General features: G+C 29.4%; 11 protein-coding genes and 1 tRNA gene. 5 read left to right on the forward strand and 7 right to left on the reverse strand.

Going from position 1 to position 11655, the window contains the following annotated elements:
• Positions 1 to 138: 138 nt before the first annotated feature.
• The 4 genes from KQ878_RS00235 to KQ878_RS00250 all read right to left on the reverse strand — a co-directional run bounded on the left by KQ878_RS00235 (position 139) and on the right by KQ878_RS00250 (position 3198).
• The gene (locus KQ878_RS00235; RefSeq protein WP_216505070.1) at positions 139 to 282 is read right to left on the reverse strand and encodes a hypothetical protein; all 144 of its coding nucleotides are present in this window, start codon (positions 280 to 282) and stop codon (positions 139 to 141) included.
• Positions 283 to 754: 472 nt separating this feature from the next.
• Positions 755 to 2038, reverse strand: coding sequence for a glycosyltransferase (locus KQ878_RS00240; protein ID WP_216505072.1), 1284 nt, complete (start codon positions 2036 to 2038; stop codon positions 755 to 757).
• The gene (mf1, locus tag KQ878_RS04280) at positions 2028 to 2795 is read right to left on the reverse strand and encodes a diacylglycerol cholinephosphotransferase Mf1 (RefSeq protein WP_216505074.1); all 768 of its coding nucleotides are present in this window, start codon (positions 2793 to 2795) and stop codon (positions 2028 to 2030) included. The genes KQ878_RS00240 and mf1 overlap by 11 nt, the downstream gene beginning before the upstream one ends.
• 181 nt (positions 2796 to 2976) lie before the next feature.
• Complete coding sequence (locus tag KQ878_RS00250) at positions 2977 to 3198, reverse strand: hypothetical protein (RefSeq protein WP_216505076.1); 222 nt, start codon at positions 3196 to 3198, stop codon at positions 2977 to 2979.
• Between the two features lie 91 nt (positions 3199 to 3289).
• On the opposite strand from KQ878_RS00250, the gene KQ878_RS00255 reads away from it, so the two are divergent.
• Positions 3290 to 3571, forward strand: coding sequence for a hypothetical protein (locus KQ878_RS00255; protein ID WP_216567707.1), 282 nt, complete (start codon positions 3290 to 3292; stop codon positions 3569 to 3571).
• 245 nt (positions 3572 to 3816) lie between these two features.
• Here KQ878_RS00255 and KQ878_RS04170 read toward each other — a convergent pair whose 3' ends face one another.
• The gene (locus KQ878_RS04170; RefSeq protein ID WP_216505079.1) at positions 3817 to 5976 is read right to left on the reverse strand and encodes an ATP-dependent Clp protease ATP-binding subunit; all 2160 of its coding nucleotides are present in this window, start codon (positions 5974 to 5976) and stop codon (positions 3817 to 3819) included.
• Positions 5977 to 6184: 208 nt separating this feature from the next.
• Between KQ878_RS04170 and trmB the strand changes: the two genes are divergently transcribed.
• The gene (trmB, locus tag KQ878_RS00265; RefSeq protein WP_216567708.1) at positions 6185 to 6796 is read left to right on the forward strand and encodes a tRNA (guanosine(46)-N7)-methyltransferase TrmB; all 612 of its coding nucleotides are present in this window, start codon (positions 6185 to 6187) and stop codon (positions 6794 to 6796) included.
• Positions 6797 to 6842: 46 nt separating this feature from the next.
• Here the strand turns inward: trmB and KQ878_RS00270 are convergent, their stop codons facing one another.
• Positions 6843 to 8678, reverse strand: a complete 1836-nt coding sequence (locus KQ878_RS00270; protein ID WP_216505083.1) for a ribonuclease J — start codon at positions 8676 to 8678, stop codon at positions 6843 to 6845.
• 101 nt (positions 8679 to 8779) lie between these two features.
• A tRNA-Ser gene (locus KQ878_RS00275) sits at positions 8780 to 8869 on the reverse strand.
• Between the two features lie 176 nt (positions 8870 to 9045).
• Between KQ878_RS00275 and lgt the strand changes: the two genes are divergently transcribed.
• The 3 genes from lgt (at position 9046) to rpmB (ending at position 11266) form a co-directional block, all read left to right on the forward strand.
• Positions 9046 to 10017 carry a prolipoprotein diacylglyceryl transferase gene (gene lgt / locus KQ878_RS00280; protein WP_216567709.1) on the forward strand — a complete coding sequence of 324 codons (972 nt, stop codon included), beginning with the start codon at positions 9046 to 9048 and terminating at the stop codon, positions 10015 to 10017.
• A gap of 1 nt (position 10018) precedes the next feature.
• The gene (locus KQ878_RS00285) at positions 10019 to 10939 is read left to right on the forward strand and encodes an NAD(P)/FAD-dependent oxidoreductase (RefSeq protein WP_216567710.1); all 921 of its coding nucleotides are present in this window, start codon (positions 10019 to 10021) and stop codon (positions 10937 to 10939) included.
• Positions 10940 to 11071: 132 nt separating this feature from the next.
• A complete protein-coding gene (gene rpmB, locus KQ878_RS00290; protein ID WP_216505089.1) occupies positions 11072 to 11266 on the forward strand; it encodes a 50S ribosomal protein L28 in 195 nt (64 codons plus the stop codon).
• Positions 11267 to 11655: the final 389 nt, after the last annotated feature.

Consider the following 11655-nt stretch of genomic DNA (forward strand, 5'->3'; position numbering starts at 1 on the left):
TTATGTTGATTAGTTAATTGCTTTCATAATATTATTGAATTGTGGTAAATAATTCCATAAAATTAGCATTTTTAAATTAAGATTCAAAACTAAAATTAACTATAATTTATGTATGAATAAAAAACATAACATCCTTATTTATATTGCCACGCTATTGAACTTTTTGCTTGCTTGAATATTAATTATTCCGATATTTTTATTAAATATGAATTTTTCTAATCTCTTATTAATAATTGCTTTTATATGGTCTCCTTTAGTGGGGTGCATTTGCTTATCAAACATTGTTATGTTTTCAATTTGAATTTATTTATATAAGAAAAAAATGAATATTAAACTGCTGAAAATAAAACTATTATATGCAACCAGCTGTATTGGACTTATTGTAAATTTAGTATACCCAGTATTATTTATATTATATATATTTTGGTTTTCAGAATATTCATTTGGTGAAACAGTAATCATTATTTTATTATTAATAAAATTTATTGATTCCGTCGTGCTATTGATTTTAGTTACTTCAGCGCTTTTAATTAAATCTAAAAAATAAAATATCAAGCCTACGACAAAGGGCTTGATATTTTTCAAGAAGTACTAGCTAGATAATAGCTTTTTATAGACTTCAACAGAACAACTATTAATTAAATACTGATATGATTTCTAAAAGCTTTTAGAATTAGATTAATTATTTTTAGAAATATTATTTGTAACAATCAATTGTATGTTTCAAATTAACTCAGTTTGCATATATGGTTTTTTAATTTTTGAATTTTTTTCTTATCTTTGCTGATAGTTTTTGCAATCTATTTATTCTAACTTTATCATAAAAATTCTTAATGATTTCAATATAATTATTTATTGATTTATCTATTATTTTAGACCAATCAAAAACTATTGATTTGGCTGCTTCGCCCGCTGTATTTAGCTTTTCCCTATCGGAGAATACATTAACTACGCTTTTAACTAATGAATCTACACTTTCTAAACAGGTAAAACCATTTAAACCATCTATGATGAATTCGGCGGCGTTAGATTTCTTTATTACTAAACTTGGTAATCCTTGAGAAGCTGCTTCATGAATAACTAAGCCAAATGTATCAAAAACCGATGGAAACAACAATAAATCATGACTAAGATATAGACCCTTTAATAAATTGCAATCTCTTACTACGCCTGTAAAATTAATATATTTATAAACGTCTATTGACTTTGCATATTCAACTACCTCATCATATTTTCAATCACCACCGACCATAGTTAAATGATATCTGGGGTTAATTGCAATAAGTTTTTTGTAGGAATCTAACATTAATTTAATATTTTTTTCTCAAACAAAACGAGAAACAAATAAGAGATTGAATTTGTTTGAATCTATATTAAATTTTTCGATGGCTTGTTGTTTTAAAAATTCAGGATTTTCTGGAAATTTAAATTTGGTTCCGTTTGGTACAATAAAATGTTTGTTTTGAGTTAAATCAAGACCACTGTCAATCATAGAAGAACGAGAAACATGAAAAATACCATCTACATTTTTTATGAATTGCTGAACTACTAATCCACCAATTTGACCAATTACCGCGCTATTAACCGATTTTGAAATAGCCATTTTGAAGTTTGTGTGTAAAGTAATTACTAAAGGAATGTTATAACGTTTTTTAAGTTGTAATCCTATATTTCCAGCAAAAAAAGGGGAATGAACATGAACGATATCCGGATTAAATTCATCGATGACCATTAGTTCAGATTTTACTAGTGGTGTGCGAATAACTTGGTAGCCCCCTCATTTTATTACACTACATTTAATACGCATTGGTTTGTAACTTAATTCTAAATCCTTCTTTAAATCGTAGTCAGAATAAGCAGGTGCCAACACCAAAAATTCAATGCCCTTGCTCTGAAATTGTTCAATATAATTTTCCATAACACGCACAACTCCATCAACCATTGGAATAAAAGAATCCCCTACGATTACGACTCTTAGAGGTCTTGATTTAAGTTCAATTATTGGTGCTTTTTGTCTTCATAGTAATTTATTTTTCATGATTTTTATTTTCTTTCTTCTTTTTAGTAAACACATCCATATCGTATAAACCTAAATGACGAGACATAAAATATTTTTTTGGTATGTTCCAATTAGGTCCATATGTTGAAACAAAAAAGTCCTTATAATTTTTAAATATATTAACTTGAACATCTTCAAATTTAACAGAAATTAGATTATTCCAATCAATTGTAACTTTAGAAGCTCTCTTAACTTCCTTATTGCTTGGTCACGTTATAACGAAATCTATATCTCCACAAGTATCATTTAACATTTCATACGCTTGTTCAAAGGACAATTTAGGTCATAATCATGTTCAAATTGAAAAAAATTTAACAATTTTCATCCCTCATTGACATTTAAATAATTTTCTCTTAGTAAAGTTTTTTAAATATCTTATTTTTGTAGTTAAAGAATTATATTTTCTTAGATTTTTTTTAGTTGTTTTAACCGCAACAAAAATGTCTAGAAATGTAGCATCTTCATCAGTTTCGGAATCATTAGTAAACTTTCCGAATAACAATGGGTTATTGCTATTTTTAGAATGTTTTAAAAAAGTAGGATAAGTTTTTATTAATATATCTCACGATTCTTTTGGTACTAAAATATCAATATCATCATCCCAAGGAATAAATCCATCGTGTCTTATTGCCCCGAGCATAGACCCATAGAAAATCGAATATTTTAATTGATGTTTATTTGCAATTTCGAGAAATTGTTTTAATAAATTCAATGTTTTAAGTTGTTTTACATTCATAATTTCAATTATATATTAATTAAATTGCCAATTCTCTTTTATTTACACAAAAAAACATTGTTGTTGATGTTTTGAGTTTTAAATTTTGAAAATTGAATGTTTAATTTGACTCCAAATTTTTTAATTACACTATTAATATTCTCCCTTTTATGACGCATATCAAGTTGAACTTGATTGTTGTTTAATTTGGTAGCAAAGTATAGTAATTGTGAATTTTTGCGATTATTGACATCATAAATGTATTTAAATTCTGCATTAATCTTCGGTTTTTTCCTGGAGTATCATCTTGATATTTTGCATTTGTATTTTTTGGACTGAATATATAAGGTCTTTCAGTCGGAGTTGCAACTAGATATTGAGCTAAAGACTCAAACCAGCTGTCATTGTTTTTATTTTCAGGCATATTTGCCTCCTTTCTTGATAAAATTAATAATATGAATTTAAAAAACAAAAAAATACTTTGATTGAGTGTAAGTATAATTTGGTTACTATTGATGATTACGGCAATACTAGTTGCTACTGCTCCTAGATGAGGAGAAATGGGTACACACACCGTTTGAATTGAACGCAAAGGACAATGACCTTTTCAGAGCGAAGTATTCAATAATAAGCTTTATTACTATTGATATAAATACAGATATCTAGATTTTTATAACGAACTAGGCGGTAAATCTATGTATTTAGCGTTTGTAACCACCTATTCATTAATTGCTGTATTATTCGCAATCGCGTCAAGTTACTCAATCTATAAAACCATTAAGTTATTTAAACGCTAAGAATTCTCAACCGTCTTGTCCTTTGTGATAATTGACGGCTGGGTCTTGCGTATAAGGAATAAAGGAAGGTAAAAGACCTAGTTTATCAGGGTCGGGAATTTCTAAACTACCTTTATCTTTATTGAATTTAACTTGTCAATTTCAGTAATTTTCAGTTTTGATTTAAATAACTACATAATCAGAATAAGAACATACATTTTAGTGAACAAAAAAACACGTGGTTAAAACGTGTTTATTTTTATAACCTATTTAATGACGAAGTTGCCCGCAAAAATATCTAGTGTGTATTCGCCATCAGCAATCATTTCCCCTTCAATTATTTTGTATGCAATTAGACCTTCTACTTTGTTTTGAATATATCTTCTAATAGGACGAGCTCCAAATTGATGATCATATGAAGCTTTACCTATGAATTCAACTGCTTTTTCAGTAAATTTTAATGTAATAGACTTAGATTCTTTAATTCTTTCGGCTAATTTATTCAATTCTAACTCAACAATAGCATTAACAGAATCTTGTTCTAGATGAGCAAACTTAATTACTTCATCAATTCTATTAACAAATTCAGGGCTTAAGAATTTTAGTAATTCAGCTTTGACTGAAGGCATTTGCTCTAATTGTTCTTTAACATCAGCAGCAATATTTGAAGTCATAATTATAATTAAATTTCTACAATTAATTACTCTACCTTTTGAATCAGTAATGGCTCCATTATCTAAAATTTGCAACAAAATATTTAATACATCTCTATGAGCTTTTTCTATCTCGTCAAACAATAATATTGTGTATGGGTTTTTTCTAATTCTTTCAGTAAGAGAAGTAGAAGAATCAAAACCAATATATCCGGGAGGCGCGCCAATTATTTTAGAAACTGAGTGTTTTTCCATATATTCAGACATATCAACTCTAATCATTTGTTTTTCTGAATCGAATAATGAATAAGCCAATGCTCTAGCTAATTCGGTTTTACCAACGCCAGTTGGACCGGTAAATAGAAAACTAGCTAATGGTCTATCAGGGTCATTTATATTTGCTTTTGCTCTCAATACTGCTTGAGCTACTAATGATACCGCTTGATCTTGACCTTTAATTCTTTGTTTTAATTCTTTTTCTAGATTCAATAGTTTATTTTTATCGCTTTCAAGAAGTTTAGTTACAGGAATTTTAGTTCATTTCGAAACGATGGTGGCAATTTCTTCACTCGTAACTGTATCCTTAATTAAGGATGCATTAGAATTATTGATTTCATTTTCTAAATCTTTTATTTCATTTTCCATGTTTGGAATTTCAACATACAACACTCTTGATGCTTTTTCATAGTCGGCATCTTTTTGATATATATTCAAGATATGTTTCAAGTTTTCTAGTTTCGACTTAGCACTTGAAAGTTTTTCCAATCTAGCTTTTTCGAAATCCCATTTCTTTTGTAATGCATCAATAACATTATTTTCACTATTAATTAATTCATCAAGTTCAGATAATCTTGTTTTATTTTTTTCTTTCGCATCCTTATTTGGACTTAATGCTATTTTTTCCATTTCTAAAATTGCTAATTTTTGTTGTGCCTTTTCAAGTTCTTCTGGTTTAAAGTTAATTTCAGTTTTAATTGTTGAAGCAGCTTCATCAATTAAATCAATTGCCTTATCTGGTAAGAAACGATCTGAAATATATCTCGATGATAGTCTAGCAGCGGCAACCAATGCATCATCCTGAATTTTTACATTGTGGAAGTTCTCGAATCTTTCCTTAATACCTCTTAAAATAGCTATTGTATCTTCAACACTAGGTTCCAATACATCAATTTTTTGCATTCTTCTTTCCAAAGCAGCATCTTTTTCAATGTATTTACGATATTCATCAAATGTTGTAGCACCAATTAAATGCAATTTACCACGGGCCATTAAGGGTTTAAAGATATTAGCCGCATCCATGGCACTGTCCTGATTACGACCTGTTCCGATTAACATATGAATTTCATCAATAAATAAAATAATATCTCCGTTGCTTTCTTCAATACGCTTCAAAACTGCTTTTAATCTTTGTTCAAATTGGCCTTGGTATGATGCACCTGCGATTAATGCGGCTAAATCTAATTCAAAAATATCCTTACCTTTTAAGTTTTCTGGAACCTGTCCTTCAACAATTTTTCTAGCTAAACCTTCAACAATTGCTGTTTTACCAACTCCGGGTTCACCAACTAGGACTGGATTATTCTTTGTTTTACGACTCAAAATACGAATCATCCGACGAATTTCATCATCACGATTGATGATTGGCTCTAATTCGTTTCTGGTTGCTAGATCAGTTAAATTGCGGCCGTATTTTTTTAATACATCTTCTTTTTCTCCGTTATTTTTTTGATTTGGGTTTAAATTACCAAAGATATCATCAAAATTAAAATCCATAATACCTCCTTATTCAATACAATTATATTTTAGCACTCTAATTGCTTATCTGCTAATTTTTTTTATTTTAAATTAAAATAAACTTTCCTTAATTTCATATTTTCTGAGTCTAATTAATTTCTTTTCGATTATTTTGAATTTAAAATGTCCCAACTAGTATTTGAGTTATTTTTTTTCTTAATATTAGTTTATAAATTAAAATAATTTTATGAGATTAAGATACGATAAAAATGCCGAACCCAAATTACAAGCTTCACCTTATATGGTTAAGGAAAAACAATACCCCATCAAACTTAATAAAAATTGCGTTGTTGAAATTGGTATGGGTAAAGGCGAAATGATTGTGGAATTAGCAAGATTAAATCCAACCAAAACATTTTACGGATTAGAAAAATATCCTACTGTAGCCGCGAAGGCTCTTAAGAAAGCCGAAGAATATCAATTAAATAATTTTTATATAATTATTGCCGATGCAGTAAATATTCCAGATATTTTTGTGGGCAAGGCTAGCACTATTTGATTAACATTTAGTGATCCATGACCGAAAGCCCGCCATTTCCGCAGAAGGTTAACATATAAATCATTTTTAGATTTATATAAAATAATTATGGATGAAGATTCAATACTAAAATTTAAATCAGATAATGATAAACTATATGAATTTTCTTTAGAATCATTCAACGAAAACAATTGAAAAATAATTGATTTTGGCCAAGATTTACACCAATCGTCATACGCAAGTGAAAACGTCATGACTGGTTATGAAAGAAAATGAAGTGAACAAGGAAAAAATATCAACTTCATTTTTGTCAAACCTTAGATGCTCATTTGAAATGAGTATTTTTTTTATTTAAAAAACATTGAGTCTACTCAATGTCTTCTTCATCATCATGAATGTCATCATCAATTTCTGATTTATCACCGAACATTTCAGATTTAACATCCTTCAACAATTTTCTAGTTTTAGTATCTGTTTCTTTGCCTTTTTTAGCAAAATTAATTGAAGAATTTGCGAACGCTGGTTCATCACCATCATCAGTAAATAAAATTGTTGGAATTATTATTGGTTTACGACGTTTTTCTTTATAAAACAAATTCTCTAATCTATCAACTATTAATTGTTTAAGTTCAACAACATTTCACGATTCATTATTTTTAATGTAATACAAGGCAGCACCATGTGCAACACGTTTAGCCTCAGTAACTAAATCAAGGGAAGTTTTAACATAGAAAGCACCTCTTGAAATCAGTGTTGGTCTACCTAAAATAATATTTTTTTTGCGGTCAATTGTTAAACAAATATTAACAAAGCCACTTTCGGCAAGTTTTTGTCTTTCCTTAATAATGTTGGCATTTAAGTTAAGAGTATTATTACCATCAATATAAACCGGACCATATTCGATACGTTCATTGGTTTCAAAAACTTCTTGATTTATTATGTTATAAACTCTACCCTTTTCAGGAATAAATATATTTTTAGGGTCTACACCATTACGCACAGCACTTTGTCCATGAACAATACTCATTCTGTATTCACCATGGTAAGGAATAAAATATTTTGGTTTAGTTAATTGAAAAATTTTGTCGTGCTCGTGTTTGTATGCGTGACCAGACGTGTGCAAGTAACCATCCACACCATTTTCTTTGATATCGGCACCCAATTTAGCTAATCTATTAACTAAGAGTTCAATAACCATATGGTTTCCAGGGATGGGACTTGAAGAGAAGATAATTAAATCGCCTTTTTCGATTTTGACGCTTTGATGTTTACCATGAGACATACGGGCTAAGGCGGCTAATTGTTCACCTTGACTACCAGTTGTTAAAATAACCAAATCTTTTTCAGGAACATTCGCAACTTGTTTTTTATCAACTAAAACCTTGCTATCAACTTTAATATAGCCTAATTTACGTCCGATTTTTACTCCATTCACCATTGAACGACCAAAGGTTGCAACTTTTTTACCAAGTTTAGCAGCTAATTCAATAATAGCCTTAACACGAGTTAAGTTAGAAGCAAAAGCAGTAACAATAATTTTTCTAGTTGCTTGCCGCATGTATTTTTCAATGTCTTTAAGAATGTCATTTTCCGAAGGGGAATGATCTGGTCTCATTGCGTTAGTTGAATCAGATAATAAAACGGTCAGTCCCTCTTTACCAATTTGATCCAATCTCGCGAAATCTGTGTAGCTTTCACCAATTGGGTTGTAATCGAATCTAAAGTCACCAGTACACATTACTGAACCATTAGGAGTGTTAACTCTAATACCAAAAGCATCGGGAATTGAGTGTTGAGCGGATCAGAAATCTACTGTACATTTTCCAAATTTATGCACAGCAGATTTTTCAATTTCAACAAATTCAATACCTTTATTAATCTTGTGTTCATCGAATTTTAATTTCAGATATTGTATTGCAATTCTAGGTGCGAAAATTTTCTTTATTGGGACCTGTTTAACTAAATAAACAACCCCTCCAATATGATCCTCGTGTCCGTGAGTTATAAATAAACCTCGAATTTTTTCTTTATTTTGAGCCAAATATGAATAATCAGGAATAATTCCTTTAATACCTGTTTGCGCAGTATCGGCAAATTTAATACCCGCATCAATAATAAATATATTGTTGTCATATTCAACAAATAAAGATGATTGTCCAATTTCTTGTACACCACCTATGGCTACTAATCTTGTTGGTTTCATATTCCTCCTATTAATTGATTATTAAAATGAAAATAATGTATATATTAATTCCTAATTTATACCACAAATACCAATATTATTGAAAAAAAGCAATAAAAAAATGGCCGGTAGTAAGGGATTTGAACCCTTGAGTGATTTACATCACTATTTGTTTTCGAGACAAACCTCTTCAGCCACTCGAGCAACTACCGAATTTACTTCTACCCAAAAGCAATTTTAGCACATCAAAAAAAGATTTAAAGCAATATTTGATTCCGTAAATATCTCTGAATTACTAGATTAATATGATTAATATAAATTATAGATTAAAAAATAAATATGAAATATAGTAAAATGTAAATCATTAAATCAATATCAAGGAGGAGTTGTGAACCCAAACAATTATTATGACATTGTTGCTGGAGTACCTGCTAACTCAGGTTCCACATTATTCAATATCGGTTCTTTTCCAATTAGAACATACTCAATTACATTACTTTTAGGTATTTTGGCATCAATATTAACAATAACGTTTTTTTGGAAACGTGAAAAATATAAATTTGAAATTTTATATACATTAATAGTATTAACTATACCATCAGCCATTATTGGTGCTCGTTTATGAGATTTGGTTGAGGTTGCGTTATATGTGCCTGAATTCGACTGATCATCCTGATATAAAGTCTGAGAAGGTGGACTAAGTATTCAAGGTGGTGTTGTGCTTTGTGTCATCATAGATAGTATCTACATATATCATAAGCGTCATGAAGTAGATTTTCGAAAAGTTCTAGACATAATTATTCCCACAATTTTAATTGGTCAATTTATTGGCCGTTGAGGAAACTATGCTAACCATGAACTATACGGCAAGGTTGATTGAGATGGATCCTCTGTATTAATTTTTGGTAAAAACTTTGCACAAAATATGTTTATCAGCGACGCCTATAGTCAATCATTAAATCAACCCGGTTTATTTAGATACCCATTATTCCTATATGAAGGACTAGCAAATTTATTCGGATATATTGTCTTAGTTTGAATTATTAATGGTTTTGGACTGTTAAAACCAGGTTCATCATCATCAATGTATTTTATTTGATATGGTCTAGTCAGATTAGCGCTAGAACCTTTACGTCAAGATGCATATCAGTTATATACAATAGCATCATTAGTTTTCATTGCAATTGGTTCACTATTCTTTATTTACTTTCAGTTTTTCAACCACATACACTACCACAAAGAAAAACAAGGAATTAGATTTAGTTATGTTTACGCTCACCCTTGTGAATATTTAAAATACATCAACAAAACAAGATTATTTGATAGAAAAAAACAAGAATACTCTAAAGTTAGGGGGTAATATGAATTATGATCTTATAGTTATAGGTTCAGGACCTGGCGGTTCTAATGCTGCGTTATATGCAGCACGTGGGGGATTAAATGTTGCTATAATCGAAAAAGAAAATCCTGGTGGAAAAATTGTAACAAGTGCAACAGTAGAAAATTGATTGGGGACACCTTCAATCTCGGGATACGAACTGGGTCTCAACATGTTAAACCATGCTAAAGAGTATGGCGCTAAATTAATTATGGAAGAAGTAATAAAAATTAATTCATACGGAGTTTGAGATAAGGAAGTTTTGCTCGCAAATGGTCAAAGCTTAAAGTCAAAATCAATAATTATTGCCACTGGATTAAAACATAAAGAACCTTCTTTTATTAAAAATTATCAGCAATATAAATATCTTGGAATTCATTTTTGTGCTACATGTGACGCACCTTTATATCGCGATGAAAATATAGTTATGTTAGGAGGTGGTAATTCTGCTGTTGAAGAGGCGATCTTTGCTTCAAGGTTCGTTAAGAATGTCGATTTAATAGTATTAAATGATTTAACAGCTGACAAAATACTAGTTAATTCAATTAAAGAAATTAAAAACATCACAATTCATAAACATAGTGAGATTCTTGAATTAGTAGGCGATGAAAAAGGATTTTCCAAAATAGTATTACGTAATAATATCACTAATAAAAATTTTGAAATTGAATCAAGAGCATTATTCTCCTTGATCGGATTTATCCCTGATAATTCAATCTACGAACACCTAGAAATTGTAGATAGCTCTGGTTTCATTATAGTTAATGATGAAATGGAAACAAAAGTTGAAAATATTTTTGCTGTAGGGGACATCACAGCAAAAAAAGTAAGACAACTCATAACTGCAGCCGCTGACGGCTGTATCGCTGCAAAAATTTTAATTGATAAATTGAACATAAATTAAACTAATTACTTATTTTTTATTCAGATAACTTCACATTTGAGAGAGTAACAAAAAAATTATTGAATTATCTTTTTCTTAGTATAATAAGGATACTTTTTTATAATTATTAAATAATGACTGAAAGGAGCAAATATGGCTAGAGTAGATCAATTAACGGGAAAACGTGCGCAAACAGGTAATAAACGTTCACACGCTATGAACGCATCAAAAAGAAAATTCAACGTTAACCTACAAAAAATCAAAATTTACGTTGATGGCAAAAAAGTTACTTTAAGAGTAAGCGCTAAAACCGCAAAAACACTTAAAAGAAACTCAACTATTGCTTAATTCTTTCATTTTAATTAAACAGATATAAATACATTAAATTTGAAATCTTATTTTATAAAATATCAGGCATAGATAATATGCTTGATATTTTTAATCCTGAAATTTAATTAATATGATAATAACCTAGCACACGTGAATTGATTTCTTTAAGTGCATACAACATTTAATTAATCAAAATTTTACAATATTAATTTATTACTAGGCAGTCTAAAATAAACAAAGACATCTACCGCGATTCATAACTAACAAGAAAATAACAAAAATCATTATCTTGTTTATTTTTATAACAAAACACAACATTTAAAACAACCACATCACCATCGTAATATTTGGTTTTTGTTGCTTTTAATTAAATTAAAATAAAGCGAATTGTTATTACAAATATCCCA

This window comes from Mycoplasma zalophidermidis, assembly GCF_018913985.1.
Taxonomy (GTDB): domain Bacteria; phylum Bacillota_I; class Bacilli_A; order Mycoplasmatales; family Metamycoplasmataceae; genus Mycoplasmopsis; species Mycoplasmopsis zalophidermidis.